Below are 18,403 nucleotides of genomic sequence, written 5' to 3' on the forward strand. Positions count from 1 at the left end.
TGTTTAGTGTAATTTAACAATCACATATTCGTTTGTTTTTTCAATCACGTCAAATTTTTCCATCACATCAAGCGTTGTCTGATCAAAGTTAACAGACACATAATAATCCGCTCCTTTTTCGATAAGTAAATCAATGTCGTGAGTCAGATACGGCCACCCTGAACGATTGGTTTGATATAAAAATGCGCTATCTTTATTATACGGTGCAACCACAAGTGAATCCGGAGGTGTGAGTTTATCAACTGCAATACCCGCTTTGACAATACTAAAATTATTTATTTGGTAAAAACCTCTTACCTCAAACCATCCCATAACAAAAAGCATTATTATACAAAACATAACTACACATCTGGCAACAATTTTTCTAATACCCGCCAAGTAATTCCAAAGACTAATACAACCCACGGAAAGACTAAGCGATATCGCGGGTAACAAAATAATCTGATAGTAGTCATGTCTAACGCTTGCTGTTGCAAAAATTGTAGTAAACGTGATTACACCCAACAAAAACCAATTGATAACTCTGTTATCTTTTTCGTAGTTAATAATTCCAAAAACAAAAGGCACAACACCCCAAACACCGAGAATCAACGTTCCAATTCTTTCTTTGAAAATCCAACGGAAAAAGGACGGTTTAAAACGAATACCGTCGCTGTTAAACGCCCACTTCATATGCGGAATCCCCTCGGGATATTCACTAATCCAAATTCTCCACAAAACAAATGGTGTGAATGTTAGCAATACAAACATCCACATCCTTCTATCAGCTAATAATTTAGTGAATGTTTTTTTAATATTCTTATCTTTAAAAAGTAGATAAAGCATCGGAACCGTATAAAACGAAGTAAAGGGTTTTACTAAAATTGATAAAGCCAACAATAAACCAGAATAAATAATCCACATAATCGAATTACTGTCTGTAAATCTATAAAAACAATAAAGTGCACCTAAACCAAACATAATCGCTAAAGGTTCAGGTAAAATTACTCGTGAATAAAATATATTAAAGGGGATGAAGGCAAAAAATATTGCAGACAGTATTCCACCGGTTATCGAGATACATCTTTTTCCAATCAAGTAAATAAATATTGTCGAAATTAATGATGCAACTATTGATACCAATCTTCCGGCTACCACAAAATCTAAATCGGTATATCTATACACCAATGCGTGTATGACATTGAATAGCGGAAATTCAACGAAACGGTAACCATTGGGATTATCAAAACCCGTTTGGATATTGGATATATCCTGATATTTCGGAACAAATAAATTTATACCCTGTTGATCAAACAGTCGTGACACTGAAGCCGTGTCTGTTTGGCGCCATGAATGCCAATCCGCAAGAGGAGTGTCGATTTTATATAAGCGGACTATTAATGCTAGAAATACAATTACCGACAATAGTATGTATGGAAAGATACTTTTATTTGTTGAGGTGGTCATTTTTTATTAATGAATAACTAAAACCAGCTATAAACCAAAAAGAAATAGCGAATTTTGATGCTTCAAATATATCAATAAACACTGCATTCAAAAATAAACCTGGTAAGGCTGCCAAAAAACCTGCTACAAAAACTAATTCGAGATTGCTGTAGTGTCTTGGAAAAGGAAGGCGACGAATATATGCTGTAAGCATATTGATAAATATTAACGCAAAGGACAACAGTCCAAGTAAGCCCGTTTCCCCAAGTGCTCTAAGATAGTCATTATCGGTTGCCAATGTAATGGACGAATAACCCGTACCCACAAGCGGATTTTTTGTGAAAGCACGCAGTGCTCTCGGCCATTCTACGTTAATTCTTATTGATGACGACCTATCTTCCGGTTGAGGTGACGCCTGTTGATTTTCTATTTTAGATTCATTTAATTGAACTACCTCTGATGCATATGTTGGTCTCGCAATTTCAACAATATTGGCTGTTAATAACTTCGATTGTATAACTTCATATATCCTTTCATATCGAGTGATGATTACCGACGAAGAGGCAAAATAGATAACGCTAATTAGAACAACTAAAAGAATAGGTTTGTACCTTTTTACAAACACACATGAGATTACGATAGAAATCAAGTAACTTACTAAGGAAACTCGTGAAGCAGCATTTGCCAATAACCACAGTGCGAAGAAAAATACGGTAGTTAGTACTGCTTTATTTATTTTTCCTTTCAATAAAAATATTGCTGGCACAATTAAAGACATTACAAGAACAAGAAATGTCGCTAAATCATAATGCCCTGCAAACGTCGAATTAACGTGACTTCCCGGAATCCAGCGCAAAGCAACACCTTTGGCGTATTCTTGGTTTTGGGTAATAATAATTGGCCACAAAAAATGTATCTGCCCATAGCCATAGATGAAAGCGCCTGTAATAACAACCAGAAGTAGCTTGAAATAAAAATAGAGGTTACTTCTATTTACCGAAATTACATAACTACCCACAAAGAAGGGAATAAGATATTCAATTCTTCTTAGCCAGTGCAAAAAACCAATCGACAGGGAAACGGTATTTGTTACATAAACAGCTGACATTAAAGACACAAAACCAATAGCTATATACAAAAGTATAGCTTTTGTTACGGGATCTTTGAGGATGTTTTTTACCGTTGGTAGGACCGCCACAAACCATATACACGCTAGAATTGCAATTACAAAATCTTCAAGACGAATTGAAACAAAGGTCCCCGGTACTTTGATAAAGGGAAATTTCGGGTATAACGGTACTGCAAGTATTGCTGCAGCTACTAAGTATTTCAAAGGTGTATTAAACCGTTCTGAAAGCTTGTGCATATATTTTCGCTTCCTCCTTTCGATTCATTAGAGTAAACAATACACATCTACCAAATGTTCCTATTTTTAATAATAAGATCAAAACAGGATAATTCCATTTGGGATAGTATTTAAGATAAAATCGCTTCACTCCATTGAATTCTTTGTTGATACTACTTTCTTTTGTTCCGCTTGCCCCACCAATGTGAACTATGCTCCATTTAGGATTGTAATAAATTTGCCATCCCCTTTTTTGCGCACGATAACAATAATCTGTTTCTTCTGTATACATAAAATATTTTTCATCAAATAAACCAACATCGTCAACCACTTGCCTCCTTACTAACATAAATGCGCCGGTAATCCAATCCAACTCTTTCGGATGATTGTAGAAATCAAGGCTTGGAGTAAATGATTTCTCTTTCATGGGATGAAACGGTTTTATAAACTTATCAACGCCAGGTATGTCTTGAATCGTCATCCAAGACATAACTCGTGAAAGAGTGGGAAAATATCCACCGGTTCCCTGCATTGATCCATCAATATTTTTCAGTGCACAACTGGCTATGCCTATTTTGGGATGCTTATCCATCCAAGCAACCATTTCTCCCAAGACGTTGTCGTCTAGAACCGTATCCGAATTCAGAAATAAGACAAATCTTCCGCTAGTTTTACTTATACCGATATTGTTAGCTGCTGCAAACCCTAAATTACTTTTATTGCCAATAAGAGTAATTTTTCCGCTTTCGTGAAGTTTAGAAAGCATCTTTACACTGGAATCCTTTGAGTTGTTGTCAACGACAATAATTTCGTAGCGTATCGACTTCGTAAATTTAATTACTGACTGTATACACTCTAGCGTCAGATCACATGTGTTGTAACTAACAATAATAATGCTTAAATCTTTCATTTGATAAAAATATATTTTATTTTTGGTAATACTTTAACGAATCTCCCGACAGCAGCGTAGGCTTCCCCGACAATAAGATAAGTCAAACTAAGAGTGACTAAACCAACAACGAGGCGGACATATACATTACTCCTTTTTACATGAACAGTGATTTTGGATTGATAGTGAATACCCTTGTACCAAATATCATCCTTGGCTTGTTTTGCCACAAATTCATTTACAAAAAGTGATTCACGAAAAGGATATACTATTTCTTTCAAATGAGTGCTTCTCGTCTGATCACGAATGATTGTATATGCCTCTTCGGGGGGATAATTCAACTTATATGATGGGATATTTAACCCGAATACGCTCAGTTTAAACTTATTCTGATAGTGATCAAGTGCTGCCTCTCGTGAAGTATTGGTGAAGTACGCTCGTCGGTCGGAAGTTTCCGAATCCGCGGGTTCCACCGACTGAGCTGCATCGCCAAGCGGCGTCGGAAATTCGGGCGACGGCAAAAGAAGATAGACAACAAAAAACACCGAAAAGAAAACAAAAAGAATATTACTAAGTTTCCTCATTCCATAATTGTATCAAAAAGGAATGCAAATTAGGCGTTTACTGAAAAAGTCTGGCTCTACCTAAACGATACGAGAGCTTCCTGTTTCTTCTTTGACCTATTATCTTGGCAGGCACTCCTCCAACGATAGCAAAATCATCTACATCTTTGGTAACAACCGCACCCGCTGCCACCGCTGCCCCATGGCCAATTTTGACTCCCGGTAAAATAATCACCCTCGGCCCAATAAACACATAATCGTTAATTACCACCTCTTCTTCCCTGGCTTTAAAAGCCTCACTCTCTAAATCATGTTCAGAATTATAAATCATCACGTAGCTTGCTATATCGACGTGATTGCCTATTGTCAACTTAGCACGGCCGTCTAAAAATACATGGTCTCCAATTATCGTATCTTCACCTATTGAAATATTTGATGGATTAAAAAAGTTTGCTCCCATATGGATTACGCTCCCTTTACCCATTCTTATACCAGAAAGTCTGTAGCAATATTTACGGATATTATGCGAAGGAATTATTCCAACTATTTTTAAAACAAGGAGTGTAAAATCGAGAAAATAATTCACAAAACGGTTTACGACCTTCGAGTACACCTGGTTTGGATTTAGGGTATTACCGTCTTTGTCTTTTATCATATGTATATTATTAAACTCTTTTTCATTCTTTTCCAGTGCTACAGACAAACACGATACTAACTGGCTGCATTTATCCATCACACTCTTCTCACCCTTTCTTGTTAAGTTAACAATCTTGGTACTTATTCCCAACACTTATATTTCAAACGCTGAATCGACAGCCTTAATTAAACAAACTAAATAATTTATTTACTTTCACGTTGTTTCACGGACGGATTCGAACACTTTGATTGTTTCTTTCGCTGCTTTCTCCCAACTAAAAATCGAGGCTTGCACAAAACCTTCTTTCACAAGCAATTTGTATTTATTTTCACTTAAGTCGAGAATTTTTTTAATACCGCGACAGATATCACTAACGTCTTTGTTGTCTACGTATGTCCCCGCTTTTCCAACCACTTCAGGTAGTCCACCCACTTTGCTTACCAACACAGGTGTACCACACGCCATCGCCTCAAGTGCCGTCATCCCAAATCCCTCCCAGTGCGCAGGTAGAGCGAATAATTTCGCCCCATAGTATAATATTGCTTTATCATCTTCGGGAACAAATCCGGTAAACACTACTTTGTCACCTATACCCAATTCATTCGCAAGATTTAACACCTTGTTATAATGCCATCCCCTTTTACCAGCAATAACCAACTTTAGATTACATGATCTGTCCCTTATTAGTTCTTCAAAGGCTTTAATTAAGCCATCGATGTTCTTTGACGGCTTTATCATTGAGAGAAAAAGTATGTATTCCGAGTCGATTCGATATTTCCTTTTTATACGTCGTACATTATAGTCTGAGATGTTCGCATTAAATCGTCTTTTGTCGTACCCGTGATGCACAACCGTCACTTTATTTGTAGCTGAAGGATAATGTCGTACAATATCATTCTTAGTAGATTGCGATACGGCTATCAGCTTAGAAGACACAAAAAGGGAAATAGCAGTCCAATACTTCAACTGCCAAAAGTCATATTTTTTAAATTGTCCCGAACTATCGAGATAACCTAGGTCATGAATTGTACACACTTTATATGTCCTCGTCAATGGAGGTAAATAGTGACTTGGCGAAAACAACACATCGCAATCTCGATGGAAAATTAGATACGGCATTAACTTAGTTATCAACCACACCCTGCCTCCGCCTAATATTTTGTAACGCCAATATTTATTTTCTTTCGGTAAATCACTACTTGCCTTTCTTTTTAAGTATATTGTGTAATTATTCTTGCTTTTTGCGTTATTGTTTTCGTTATATATCGCCCGTAGAATCTCAAACGCATATTGATGAACACCGACTTTGTTGATGGAGTTTGCTTCATTGCCGTCAATACCAATTCTCATATTTAATATTCCTTTAATAGATTATATCTTAAAATACACCAATGTTTATTTACCTTATCCGTTACCCGTCCTTATAAGTAATATGGTAATCAAAGCTAAGAACACTACTGGCAGAGTAGGTGTATATATATTATATCCTGTAGTATTTGCATATCAATATCGGTATTTACAGCATGTAAGTTATTGAATCGCCAAAACTTGGGTATAGTTGTCATTTACCGTTCAGATTCTCGTTGCATATTCTACATGTGTCTATGTACGACAAGGGTCTCCAGCTATGCGTTTTACTTACATCGTAAGCTGTATTCACCGAATAAAAGTACCAATATCGCCTTCGGGATAGAAATATTTTCACACGTACTATTTCACGAATTAATGCTACACATTTGTCACAAAATAACGCTTGCGTGGTTGAAGTATGTATAACTATGGTTATTGCAGAGTAAATAAGCCAATTCACCAAACTAAGAGTGGATTTTCGTAAATAATTTATACGATAACTACACGCTCCGTGTATATACTTTGAGTGTTTCTTTGGCCATTTTTTCCCAAGAATAGTCTTTTTGTCTGGCAAAACCTTTCACAATCAAATCCTTTTTTTCTTTCAGAGCCTTGGTAATACCACAAGCAATACTGTCGACATTTCGAGGGTCAACTAAAACCGAAGCGCCCGCTGCAATTTCTCGCATACACCCAACATTTGAAGTTACAACCGGTACACCAATTTTGAAAGCATCCAGTATTGGAATCCCAAAACCTTCATACAGTGATGGATATAAAAAAACGTCAGCGCAAGTATACAAACCAGAGAGCTCGTCATCTGAAACATGGCCAAGAATCCGTATCTTAGGGGTTTCTTTTACCTCTAATCCATGTGGTTGCCCAACCAGTAATAACTTATATCCACCCAACTTAAGTTTGTTGAATGCGGCAAGTGATCTTTGAGTATTTTTCCGGGGATTTACTCCGACGCACAAAATAAATTTACCGTACTTTTTTTTGATCTTTTTTGCCTCATCTTGCGACACCCTATTAAACTGCGAACTTGCAGCCTCATTTATCACAACAATGTCTTTATGATCAAATCCATTTTCCATTAGTTCGCTTTCAATCTGTTTTGAGGGAACTATTATGGTATCTACCTCGTTTTTCACCAGCTTAAGTCGCCTTTTATGTGTAGCGCTAATCTTTCCAGGTGTTAGTTCGGGAAATTTAATATAAGCCAAATCATGAACGGTGGTAACTTTATATGCATTTGACATTGGTTGAGTCCAGTCTGAAGAATGAAAAACATCTACTTTACCCAATATTTTTTCTAACGGGTATACATGCATTTTATTCCACAAAATATCAGCTAGTGTCGGCGCCAAAGGTAATACTAGTCCGCTCACGTGCTCGCACGACACACTACCAATAAACTCACGAAGCTCCTTTTTCCTTCTTAGCGAACCACCAAATAACACATATTCATTTTCCTTGTCAATTTTAATTAGATTACCAACAAGTTCTTTCGTGTAAGTTGACACACCTGTTGCATATACGATCTGCGATATATCAATTGCTATTCTCATATTTCCAAATTATAACACCGTTGAAATCATGTTCGGATTTCTTTTCATAACCCAATTCTTCCACTTTGATTCTCGCGGTATCACCGGGATCAAATATATCCTGAACGTAACGCATCAACCACACTGTATTATAGGAAGCATCTAGATTTTCGAGATTAACCGTCTGCACTATTTTGTAATTACAGAGACTAAAAAATCCCTCGTTACACTGTTTATTGATATCAGTTTTTTTACTTAAATAAAAGTTATAAGCTTCTTTCTGCGAGTCTTTCACAAATACAGTAGCTACTTTCCCCGAAGAGTTAAGTGATATGTAATCAACCGCACCTCGCCAGTTCTCTCTTTGAAAACGAGTATTGGTTAGGTAGATAAGACTTGATGAGATATTAATAAATAATACTAAACAAATAGCGGCATATCCGAGCTTGGCTTCTAGTTTACTAACACCCAGGCTAATAAGTAAATACAAAGCGGGTAGCACAAAAAGAAGCCTGAAGTACGAAAATACCGGGATCACCAGACCAATAATTGAAGCAGTCAAAATAGGTATAAGTAGCCAGAACAGTAACGTTTTGCTCATTAAATCAATTTTCCGTATCTTAGGTAATGCATAAATTACAAGAGATGAATAAACAATCCCGCAAAAAGCAGTAAGCGTGGCATACAAGTATTTGTTCTCAAAACTTATTCTTCCAAAAATAAATTTAGCAGGGAATATCGCAACTTCATGAAAACTTGTTTTACCCAATATATTCCACCAACCTGGCGCGTTTTCTCGTACACTTAATCCCGATAGTAATTGCTTAATAAATAATGGAGCAAATACCGTGCTTGCCAATCCAATTAAAATTAAAGTTACCGCAAATCGTTTAATATCCTTTCTGTCCCGTTTGATAAATACATAAATTACAAAAACCGGCAACATAAGAAAACTTAAGTAATGGGTAAATAATGCGAAAAAATATGCTATACCAAAACCGCGCCAATTTTTTGTAATAAGAAAATACACTGAAATTGATATTAAAAATGTTGCCAGAGAATACATTCTCGCTTCCTGTGAGTAGTAGATAAGTAATCCCGACGTCGCACTAAAACTACTTGCAATGATACCGACTTTTTTATTGGCTACTTTTTCACCAATTAAGTATGTTACAAAAACTATTCCCAGTGATGATATTAAAGAAATCATACGCAGTGACAACTCACTAACTCCAAACACCCCTACCCAAAAATGCAAAACTAAATAATAAAATGGGGGGTGAAAATCGGAAGGTAAGAATTTGGTGAACAAGTCCGGCAAAGTATAAAATGTCGTAAGCACACTAGTTGCCTCATCAAGCCAAAGAGATTGGTTTATAGAAATTAGCCTTAATAATAAAGACAAAACGAGTATGAAAATTAATCCTATTCTATTTTTAAGCATTTACTTCATGAACGTGTTGTGACTAGATCAGTCAACGTTATTTACCCATCTTTTTGAACAATACATACTCACAGATTCCCCAAAATACTCCAAGATCATAAACAATTTTAAATATCACGAAATTGATCGTCCTACTTTTAATAGACTTAACACAACCAACAACAAGGGAAACCGGCAACAAAGAGCGACTAAGTGCATATATTACTCCCAAAACGCCAAACTTATATTTTCTTTTACCAACCCATTTAGCTTGCGTAAATATTTCTGCCAGATTATCGGGATTTTCGTGGTAATATTTCGCTCCACTGACAACCGACGCTTCGTAACCCAATTTGTCGCTAAGATAATCATCAGTATAATGCCCTCCGGGCAGAAATCCACCAACTCGGTCAAATTCCGACTTCAGGAGTGCTCTAAACACCTTTTGCTTGTCTGGATAATTTGTGGGGTGTCGTAGTTTTTGCGGCCAACCTTCATTAATATTCCAACACCGAGCCCATACATGTGACCAATTGCTCACATATTCATTCTTACTAAAAGTTCCCTTTACTTTGTTTTGAACTATCGGTGTAACAAGATCGGTCAAGAATTTTTTATCAAACGTCATATCCGCATCTAGAAAGACTAATATTTTCCCATTTGCTTTTTTTGCCCCCCAATTTCTTGCCATCCCCGGACCCTCATGGCGCTTTCTATAAATGTGTAGTTTGTAATTGTTAACCGTTACTTTATTGGCAATATCTACTGTTTTATCCTTCGATCCATCATCAACTACAATCACCTCAAAACGGTCAAAGTCTTGGTCGTCAAGCGAACGCAGGCATTTACTAATAACTTTTGCCTCATTAAAAGTCGGAATAACAATCGATACTTTCATATGATTTTTATAAATAGTTTTTCGTATTCACTAACTACAATGTCCCATGAATACCTCATCGCTTGGTTTCGAGACTTCTCTCCCCAATTTGTCTCCAGCGCTTTCGTTATTTCATGCGTAAAATCTTCTTTGTTTTCGGAATTAATAAATACTCCGGCATCACCTACAATTTCTCTGCGAATCGGATCATCAATAGTAACAATCGGGAGCCCACTTGCCATCGCTTCGACAAGTACAATACCAAACGCTTCCGACTCAAGGGGTACAAAAACAAATACATCTGCAGAACGATAAACCGACGGCATTGCCGAATGTTCAACCGAAACAAACTCAATTCGATCGCCAAGTTTTGCCCGACCCAACTTCGTCAGCTCATTTTTTAAATAGCCATTCCCCACTACAAGTAGTTGGTAATGATTGAGTCTGCTTACATTATCTATAACCAAATCAACGCGTTTGCATGGTACTAACGCATTTACAGTAAGTACAACAGGGTGCATCAAGGAGTGTTTATATTTTCTTCCTTGTGGTGAAAAACGCGCAAGATCAACACCGTTTGGAATATAAGTTGTTTTTACCAGAGGCATTGCCTTTTTTGCCCATACTTGGGCAAGTTTGGATATGGCAACAAAATAATCGGGAAAACTCCATAAGTTATTCCTATCGTCCCATCCAATTCCGGATTGCCCGGAGATAACCATTTTTGCACCGCTTAACCATGTCGCCAATCGCACCAGCGCGCATTGCCAGCCACCATTGAGCGGAAGAACAATATCATACTTATTCTTCATCAGTTTGGGGAATATTTTTAGAGTATGTATGGCAATTTTTCTACTCCAATAATCCATAAACCACCTACGTGCCAAAGTACCCGCCATATCTTTTTTATCCCAGTCTAATATTATTTCCGATTTGATAGTTTTGTAATTCACTTTATTCTCTTTTGGTCCTGCTTGATACACAGTAACGTCATGCTTTTCACTCAATCTCTTTGCCAATTCATGTATAAACACTTCACCACCACGATTGATTCCCCCAGAGAAAAAGCTTACAAATGCTATTTTTAATTTTTTCTTTTCCATATGCTTATATCTTCATCCATCATCCCACTTTCATTATAGTTTACCGTTATCCATTTTGTTATTTCTTTTGGCTGATAAGTGCCCAAATCATACCAATTTCCACTTTTTGGTTGTGACCAAATGATAATTTCCGGAGGATTTAACTCCCATGCGGCAATAGTGTTTTGTTGAACGTTGGGAATTTCCAAATACCAACCATAATTGTCTACCCACGGTTTTGGAGGTAAAGTTTTCGAGTACACATAAAGCGACGATGGTAATCCCATTAAGTAGACACTCTCTCCGTACGTAGACACATCACTAATACGATGCGCCAAATTAACGTCTTCGGTACCATAAAATCTAGTCTCTTTACCCCAATCGTTTGTTATTACTCGCGGGACAATTCCGATAACTAATAAGATACCGGAAATAAGCGCAATTCGTCTAACTTGCCTACTTCTATTTGAAAAATATGCGGTAAGAAGTATCAAAAAACACAAAGCCGCCTGGAAATGAAAAAACGAAAATCTTGGATAGACCGAAACGAAAGATCCACCGAGGAAAAAAAGTACAAGCATAATTGTTCGATCTTTGATAATTATATTTCTTGCCTTCACTACTCCAAATACCACAGGGAAAGACAGCAAGGTTAAAATTAGAATATCCTGGTTTCGCAGTTGCATTTGAACATAGCCGGGAAATTTACTCCAAAACGTGAACGGGTACCATACTACCCAATTTACAAAATATGCCAAGGATCCTTCGATGGAAAGTTTAGTCAACAAAATGAAACCAAAGTAGAAAGGTGGAAAAAAAGACGACAGGATAGCTTTCTTGTTTCGCGAATAAACTACGATAAACAATAAGAATACAATTAAAAATAAACCGGCTGTTTGTTTAATTAAACACGCAATTGAGATAAAACTACTCGCAAGTGCGAAATCGGTCCACCGGGCACTTCCGGTAAGCGATCGTATTCCGAAATATGTTCCGGCAAGCAAAAATGGCACAAATGCCAAATCGAACCATAGCATATTACCGTCAAGGAAAGGTTGTAGTAAAACGTAATAAAGAAGTGCCAACAACGAAATATGTTTATTACCGGTAAGCTTCGAGGCTATTAAATAGACATATAAATCGATAAATATAATAAATATCCAGGTTAACAACTTTAAGGCAAAAACATTGTAACCCCATAATGAATACCACAAAGATAACATTCCCGTCAGCATTGGCGGGTATGGATGAATCATGTCCCCAAAAAGTGCAAATCCGTTATCAAATAAATATGGATATGCTAGCATTTCTGGCCATGCAGTAAATTTCAGACTACCAAGAAAAAACACATGAAGCGAAATTAGTAGTAGTAGGCCGACAATTGTTTTCTTCACACTTATATTCTACTTCTTAATACCGATAACAGCCAGGCTAGAACCACGTTTCGCGCAAGTTGTTATTAAATTGAAAGGCGCATAAACAATATTTTTGAAAAAGGCTTTTCTAAGGTTTACTAAATTAAATTTCATTAATGCACCTATACTTGCAACGTCAAAGATCCCCGACCATGAACCCCACCACACTATTTCAAATCCAGCTTTTCTGATAATCATTTTTAAGGTATTTGGTGTGAAGTGGTGAACGTGTTCATTGGGCATGAGATATCCCCAATTATTACCCCGTATCTTTGCATCAAAACCACCGAAATTGGGAACATCGATATAAACCAAACCTTTTATTTTTAAAACCGCATAAATTTTTTTGACAACCGCGACAGGATCTTCAACATGCTCGAAGGTATGATTCATAATGACAACGTCGAAATAATTTAGGGGAAGTTTTGCTTTTTCGAAAGTCGAATTGGTTGTTTTAATTCCTTTTTTGTTCGCATATTTAAAAGACGCCGATGGTTCGACTCCCCACACCTGCCAACCATGATCTTTAAATATTGATAGCATTGTACCGGTTGAAGATCCGATATCTAAAATTTTTCCTTTCTTTTTGTATCTTGATATTGTTTGAAAGCGACGTATAAAAATATTTTTAAACAATTCTTCGTCACTTCGATACTCTTTGTCATCGCGATGATAATTATCGTATTTTTCGAAATCGCGACAGTTAGTGCGCACTAAACCACATTCCAAACACTCTACAATGTCTTTTCCATTAACTTCGAATAAATGTTTATACTTGTCCGATTTACAATATTTACATGTCATATTAATAACCAACACCGGGAGTCAGGAGTTTTCTTTTAATTTTTTTAAGCGGTGTTTCAAATACAGCTCTTTTTTTGAATGAAGTTTTCATTATGCACCAAGGTGATCTAACAAAAGATGGTCGTTCTCTGAAAAAACTTTCCGGGTAATAGTAATTTTTTGCTACTTCAATTCCCATTTCATACTTTAGTTTTTTCTTACGTTTTGGTACCAACAAATCACCTTTGTCACCATGTGATCTTTGCAAAAAAGTCATATGCATATAGGGGGCGTGTATAAATTTGATTTTACGCGCAGATCTGTCCTGAATCATCTTCTTGTCCTTATCCGACCAACCCCATGTACCATGTGGATTTGTCGACGATAGACCGGGAATCATTCTGTTTATTCCCCTTAATCCCAAATGACCCTTTTTCCCCGCAATTTGATAATTGCCAGCGCTTTCATCCTGGTAATGAAAGATATCTCCTACCATATTTATACTGGGAACAAACACTGACTCGTACGTGAGTCCTCGTACTTGTCTTATGAAATCCGTAATGTCGCGTATTGATTTTTCCCACCATACTTCATCTGCATCCACAACCATAAACCAATCCGTATTTGTCGCACTTAACATGTCGGCTCGAACCTCTCTGAATTGTTCCGGATTAACTTCGCCAACTAATTTTAGATCGATTTTATTAGGATAACGGTGTTTCAACTCTTTAGCAATTAACACACTATCATCCGTACTCCCCGTATCCCACAACAACAACTTGTCAACGTAATCAATTACGCTTTGTACCGAATACCACAGAAAACGGTCTTCATTTTTAAATAAAGTATGTACTGATATGGTGTTCACTTTGATTTATTAAACTCGTAAATTACACATACATAAGTTGCGATAAACAAAAATAAATTACTTAATCCTCCAACTATTACCGGAGCAAAAACACCTCGTGTCGGCGTTAGATATATGATGCCCAAAATTACAAACGGCAGCTGAATAAAGGTAAGCAAAGTAATGAGTTTAGGCTTCGAAAAAGCGTATATTAACAAATTAACAGACGGCACCGACAACATAAAAGGAATAGATCCGGCAATAAGCCATTTTAATAAACCACTTGCAACACTGTACTTGTCACCAAAAAACGCTATCACATACGGAGATACTACGATTCCCGCAAGCAGACCAAAACACATGAGTACAGTCAACCATACAGTCTTCATGAAATATTTTTTTAAGTCATTACTTTTCAAACTGGCATATCTCGGAGCTAACACTCTCGCAAAACTTCCGGCAAGAAGCGGAATTCCAAACGACAATTGTCTTGCGGCAGAAAATATCCCTGTTTGGTAGGGCGTCAAAACTTGCAGTAATAAAATCGTATCAATTCGCCCATTTACGGCACCAGCGATACGTGACAACGCCATCCAAGAAGAAAAGTTAACAAACCCCTTCTCGATATTTTTATAATTAATACGAAAAACTACCTGTGTTTTTTGCCAAAAGAAAGCAATAATAAAGGAAATAATATAGCTACCTGCATATACCATCATCGTATTTATTAACGTCAAGCCAAAGAATGACGACATCATTAAAGTTAGTGCAAGTCTGATTCCACCAATCAACATACTCAAAAGTGCTGATAATCCAAAATTTTTCTGCGATTGAAAAACTTGTATTTGAAAATCGACAATTAGAAAACCTGCAATCGCCAAGGCCGAAAACACGGTAAGCATCTTTTCTTCTGACTTTAAAACAAATGATGAAATAACAGGCGACAACAAAGTAAGCACGACGATAAAAATACAAGCCGAAATAATACGTATTGCAAATACCGTATTTAGAGTTTCTTGTGCTTTGTCAAACTTTTTTTCTTTCAAATAGTTGGAGACATATCTAAACAAAGTTGATCCCAAACCCATATCACCTATCGCTATCATTATCGCAATGAAACTTAATGCAGCGGAAATAATACCGAAAAGTTCAGGTCCCAGTTCTCGTCCGGCAAGTATCGTAAACATAATCGTAAATAATGATGCAATTATGCTCCCCATAAAAAGAACAGCTGTATCTTTAAAAGTATTTGAGAGAATGATGTTTCTAATTTTTGTTATCATGTTGAACTTTTTTTTCAGGACTAAACCAAAGCGCGACAATGGCTATAACAACAAGAGACAATGTCGTGTAATACAAACCCCATCTTACATACACTTGTGGTCCGAATTCCAGTTTATATGGAGAGTTTGATGGTTTTATATAAAAAGCATTTACCATGGAATACGCTGGGATGCTTAATGACGTACTTTGTAAATATGTAATTCTCCAACCGGGATGGAATGCGTCGGTAAATACAATCCATCCGTTTTCTTTTTGTGGACTTAACTCATACACAGTCGGGTTTTTCTTTTCAAATTCTAGATTGCTAGATGCGGGTGGTTTATCATTTGTATCATCAGCATACACACGCACACCAAAGTGAGCCATGTAAGTCGAGGAATGGTTTTTTGCTTTATTCCATTCATCGGCGGTAATAAGTGCGACTGTATTAACAGAATTTATTCCACCTAGATTTGTAATCGTAAGTTTATTGTCACCATCAAATAGTTTAATGCCTTGTGTGAACCATCTGAATTGCGTCTCACCACTATCTTTATTAAAAGCTTCACTTACAATCTCACCTTGTTCATTGCCTATTTCATATCTTAATTTCGAATCCATGCCCCCCAAACTTCGTATCGCAAGAATATAACTGGCATCCTGTACTTCGCCAAAATTAACGACAATTTTTTCACCAATTTTTTCTGAGAGAAATGATCCCAGACGATAATCAAAAGTTTTTGTTTTAATGCCTCGAATTAATAACTGGTATTTAAAATCTAAATATTTATCATTATTAAAATACGCCCATTCACTCGCAAATTTTTTAGGGTCAACATAATCCTTTTGTAGAAAAGTCATTGTAAAATCATCCTCGTTGGTTCCATTAAAAATAATGGTTGCGCTTTCTGAAGCAATTTTATCCAGCAAAAGCGGATTCCACAGACCGTCTTCGAAATACGCGTTGATTTTGTTAGGCAAACCATCATCGCCAAACTCGGTTTCAATCTCAGGTCCGACTACAGCCAGTAGTTCATCCGCCTTAAATATTCTTGGTACACTATTATCAATTTTATAAAAGGAAATATCGTTACTGTCGCGTTCTTTTTTCAACTCAGTATTATTGTTTAGTGCCATTTGCAATCTGTTCCAATCTTTTTGTTCTTCTCCATTTAACTTATATGGATTTCTGTGATCTTTGGATAATACAAGATACTTAATTCCCAACAATCGATACCAAGCTATATATTTATCGGTTTGATAAATGTAATTATATTTATCTGAACTTCCAACAGTCAGATTAGCCAGAGGTCGAAGATTAGGCATATCACTTGCATTTAAAGCTGGGTTGTTCTCGGTTTCAAAGGTCGAAGGATGTTTGTCCGGGAACCAGAGTGAGCGATAATATTCATGATCCTCACTTAATATGGTGTTTATTTCACTTAGTTCATCGGGGTAATTTCTTATCGACAAAACAAAATTCATATTCCCGAGCATCGCCGGCGCTACCAGGAAGAGTAGATAAATATACGCAAATAAAGTAATACTTTTACCAAGAAGCGTATGTTTTGACAACTTGTCGCAAATTGTAGTTAGAAAACTACCCATTGAAATTCCCGCAAGTAACATTACCGGAACAAAAAATTTACTGTTATCTCGAAACGACTCACCAAACGGTAAATTCGTTACTGCAAACGAGTATATATTTCCCATTGGCGGAGTTGCCCCCTTAAGTAAGAAAATCAAAAATAGCAAGATAAGAATGATTTTAAGTTCACGCTTATCTTTACTGCTAAACAAATTTCCAAAAACCGTAACAGGAATTAGTAAAAAATACCATGCAGGGTACGTGATTTCGCCAAAGATATTTTTATACCAATGAGGCTGATAGAAAAATATGCCGTTCACAAACGAAATAAAATTCAAATTGGTGACAAAGGAAGCTGAATTTTCAGGATGAATTTTTACTAAAGGAATTATCCAATACGAATTAATACATATCCAAGGCAACACAATTAACAATAGATTTTTTATTATCAAACGCCATTTACCGGGTGCTTCGATAAAACCCACAAGTAATGCAACAAAAAGAGCAATCAATGCGATCCGTGGATCGGCAATCGTATTTAGAGTGAGAACAAAAAGAGCAAGGAAATATTTTTTCGGGGATAATTTGGAAATAACGTTGGTTAGTGTCAGTATCGTGAATGGAAATATTCCATAAGAAAGTGCAACACCAACCTGACCACCATCAATTAGTAGTATGAAATATGTATTTAGTGTGTAAAACAACGAAGCAAAAAACCATACCAACGGTGGATACTTTAATTTTTTTGCAAGATAAATAGGCCCAATAAGTGAAAGGATGATTGCTGGGAAGAAAAATAATAAGTTAATGATTATATTGTTGGGCAAACCGAGGTATTTACCCATAATTCCATAGAGCATTAGGATTGGTTTAATAAAAAGCCTCGGATCGATTGTTCCTAAATTACCATCTCTGTTTATCCAGGAATACGGTTCACTGAAAAGATCGGTAAACTCACGATTCGTAAAGTTGGGTGCATCACCCCACGACAAATCGGTGTGAATAATGAGGGGATAGAAAACGATAATAACAGGAATAAGTAAACCAATAATAAAAAACGCTACATCGGCGACCTTATAAGTCCCTGGTATATTAATGCGAATCTTGTCAGTTTTCTTTTGCATGTAATGTTAATTTATAAATTGTTAATCCAAGCAAACCAAGGTAGAGGTATTTTGATAATTGAATTGCCCGACCGGGGTGATGTGTGGCAAGAAAAAAACAAACTATAAATAGAATTACCGATGTTATACTTACTAATACACGTTTCATGATCAAATTACCAAAGGTATCAACACGCAGTTTAATGCCGTACTTTTTCATAATTCTATCGACTATAGTATTATACCTCCCGGTTTTAATAAAT

16 protein-coding genes are annotated in these 18,403 nt (G+C 36.5%); all 16 read right to left on the reverse strand.

The window, feature by feature from the left end; translation table 11 throughout:
* Positions 1–3 precede the first annotated feature (3 nt).
* The 16 genes from IPM62_04365 to IPM62_04440 all read right to left on the reverse strand — a co-directional run bounded on the left by IPM62_04365 (position 4) and on the right by IPM62_04440 (position 18,360).
* Positions 4–1,446 (reverse strand): glycosyltransferase family 39 protein, encoded by a 1,443-nt coding sequence (locus tag IPM62_04365; GenBank protein QQS38587.1) that lies wholly within the window; start codon positions 1,444–1,446, stop codon positions 4–6.
* Positions 1,427–2,791: an O-antigen ligase family protein gene (locus IPM62_04370; protein ID QQS38588.1), complete on the reverse strand. Its 1,365-nt coding sequence runs from the start codon at positions 2,789–2,791 to the stop codon at positions 1,427–1,429. The genes IPM62_04365 and IPM62_04370 overlap by 20 nt, the downstream gene beginning before the upstream one ends.
* A complete protein-coding gene (locus IPM62_04375) occupies positions 2,766–3,680 on the reverse strand; it encodes a glycosyltransferase family 2 protein (protein ID QQS38589.1) in 915 nt (304 codons plus the stop codon). Before IPM62_04375 ends, IPM62_04370 begins: the two co-directional genes overlap by 26 nt.
* On the reverse strand, positions 3,677–4,243 hold the full coding sequence (locus tag IPM62_04380; protein QQS38590.1) for a hypothetical protein: 567 nt from the start codon (positions 4,241–4,243) through the stop codon (positions 3,677–3,679). Before IPM62_04380 ends, IPM62_04375 begins: the two co-directional genes overlap by 4 nt.
* A gap of 37 nt (positions 4,244–4,280) precedes the next feature.
* Complete coding sequence (locus IPM62_04385) at positions 4,281–4,877, reverse strand: acyltransferase (protein QQS38591.1); 597 nt, start codon at positions 4,875–4,877, stop codon at positions 4,281–4,283.
* A 195-nt stretch (positions 4,878–5,072) separates the two neighbouring features.
* The gene (locus tag IPM62_04390; protein QQS38592.1) at positions 5,073–6,209 is read right to left on the reverse strand and encodes a glycosyltransferase family 4 protein; all 1,137 of its coding nucleotides are present in this window, start codon (positions 6,207–6,209) and stop codon (positions 5,073–5,075) included.
* A 500-nt stretch (positions 6,210–6,709) separates the two neighbouring features.
* Positions 6,710–7,780, reverse strand: coding sequence for a glycosyltransferase family 4 protein (locus IPM62_04395; GenBank protein ID QQS38593.1), 1,071 nt, complete (start codon positions 7,778–7,780; stop codon positions 6,710–6,712).
* On the reverse strand, positions 7,764–9,203 hold the full coding sequence (locus tag IPM62_04400) for a glycosyltransferase family 39 protein (GenBank protein QQS38594.1): 1,440 nt from the start codon (positions 9,201–9,203) through the stop codon (positions 7,764–7,766). Before IPM62_04400 ends, IPM62_04395 begins: the two co-directional genes overlap by 17 nt.
* Positions 9,204–9,240: 37 nt before the next feature.
* Positions 9,241–10,080 (reverse strand): glycosyltransferase family 2 protein, encoded by an 840-nt coding sequence (locus tag IPM62_04405; GenBank protein ID QQS38595.1) that lies wholly within the window; start codon positions 10,078–10,080, stop codon positions 9,241–9,243.
* Positions 10,077–11,162: a glycosyltransferase family 4 protein gene (locus tag IPM62_04410; protein QQS38596.1), complete on the reverse strand. Its 1,086-nt coding sequence runs from the start codon at positions 11,160–11,162 to the stop codon at positions 10,077–10,079. The genes IPM62_04405 and IPM62_04410 overlap by 4 nt, the downstream gene beginning before the upstream one ends.
* Positions 11,144–12,535: a glycosyltransferase family 39 protein gene (locus tag IPM62_04415; GenBank protein QQS38597.1), complete on the reverse strand. Its 1,392-nt coding sequence runs from the start codon at positions 12,533–12,535 to the stop codon at positions 11,144–11,146. Before IPM62_04415 ends, IPM62_04410 begins: the two co-directional genes overlap by 19 nt.
* Positions 12,536–12,544: 9 nt before the next feature.
* On the reverse strand, positions 12,545–13,360 hold the full coding sequence (locus IPM62_04420) for a class I SAM-dependent methyltransferase (protein ID QQS38598.1): 816 nt from the start codon (positions 13,358–13,360) through the stop codon (positions 12,545–12,547).
* A gap of 1 nt (position 13,361) precedes the next feature.
* Complete coding sequence (locus IPM62_04425) at positions 13,362–14,207, reverse strand: glycosyltransferase family 2 protein (protein QQS38599.1); 846 nt, start codon at positions 14,205–14,207, stop codon at positions 13,362–13,364.
* Positions 14,204–15,469: an oligosaccharide flippase family protein gene (locus IPM62_04430; GenBank protein ID QQS38600.1), complete on the reverse strand. Its 1,266-nt coding sequence runs from the start codon at positions 15,467–15,469 to the stop codon at positions 14,204–14,206. The genes IPM62_04425 and IPM62_04430 overlap by 4 nt, the downstream gene beginning before the upstream one ends.
* Positions 15,453–18,161 (reverse strand): oligosaccharide repeat unit polymerase, encoded by a 2,709-nt coding sequence (locus IPM62_04435; GenBank protein ID QQS38601.1) that lies wholly within the window; start codon positions 18,159–18,161, stop codon positions 15,453–15,455. The genes IPM62_04430 and IPM62_04435 overlap by 17 nt, the downstream gene beginning before the upstream one ends.
* The gene (locus tag IPM62_04440; protein ID QQS38602.1) at positions 18,145–18,360 is read right to left on the reverse strand and encodes a hypothetical protein; all 216 of its coding nucleotides are present in this window, start codon (positions 18,358–18,360) and stop codon (positions 18,145–18,147) included. The genes IPM62_04435 and IPM62_04440 overlap by 17 nt, the downstream gene beginning before the upstream one ends.
* Positions 18,361–18,403 lie beyond the last annotated feature (43 nt).

This window comes from Candidatus Woesebacteria bacterium (assembly GCA_016700095.1).
Lineage (GTDB): Bacteria > Patescibacteriota > Microgenomatia > UBA8517 > UBA8517.

Excerpts from the sequence above, each read along its gene's own strand:
- IPM62_04430 (QQS38600.1), bottom strand. The coding sequence starts at position 15,469 with ATGATAACAAAAATTAGAAACATCATTCTCTCAAATACTTTTAAAGAT.
- IPM62_04390 (QQS38592.1), bottom strand. The coding sequence starts at position 6,209 with ATGAGAATTGGTATTGACGGCAATGAAGCAAACTCCATCAACAAAGTC.
- IPM62_04405 (QQS38595.1), bottom strand. The coding sequence starts at position 10,080 with ATGAAAGTATCGATTGTTATTCCGACTTTTAATGAGGCAAAAGTTATT.
- IPM62_04375 (QQS38589.1), bottom strand. The coding sequence starts at position 3,680 with ATGAAAGATTTAAGCATTATTATTGTTAGTTACAACACATGTGATCTG.
- IPM62_04380 (QQS38590.1), bottom strand. The coding sequence starts at position 4,243 with ATGAGGAAACTTAGTAATATTCTTTTTGTTTTCTTTTCGGTGTTTTTT.
- IPM62_04400 (QQS38594.1), bottom strand. The coding sequence starts at position 9,203 with ATGCTTAAAAATAGAATAGGATTAATTTTCATACTCGTTTTGTCTTTA.
- IPM62_04435 (QQS38601.1), bottom strand. The coding sequence starts at position 18,161 with ATGCAAAAGAAAACTGACAAGATTCGCATTAATATACCAGGGACTTAT.
- IPM62_04395 (QQS38593.1), bottom strand. The coding sequence starts at position 7,780 with ATGAGAATAGCAATTGATATATCGCAGATCGTATATGCAACAGGTGTG.
- IPM62_04365 (QQS38587.1), bottom strand. The coding sequence starts at position 1,446 with ATGACCACCTCAACAAATAAAAGTATCTTTCCATACATACTATTGTCG.
- IPM62_04370 (QQS38588.1), bottom strand. The coding sequence starts at position 2,791 with ATGCACAAGCTTTCAGAACGGTTTAATACACCTTTGAAATACTTAGTA.
- IPM62_04440 (QQS38602.1), bottom strand. The coding sequence starts at position 18,360 with ATGAAAAAGTACGGCATTAAACTGCGTGTTGATACCTTTGGTAATTTG.
- IPM62_04420 (QQS38598.1), bottom strand. The coding sequence starts at position 13,360 with ATGACATGTAAATATTGTAAATCGGACAAGTATAAACATTTATTCGAA.
- IPM62_04385 (QQS38591.1), bottom strand. The coding sequence starts at position 4,877 with ATGATAAAAGACAAAGACGGTAATACCCTAAATCCAAACCAGGTGTAC.
- IPM62_04410 (QQS38596.1), bottom strand. The coding sequence starts at position 11,162 with ATGGAAAAGAAAAAATTAAAAATAGCATTTGTAAGCTTTTTCTCTGGG.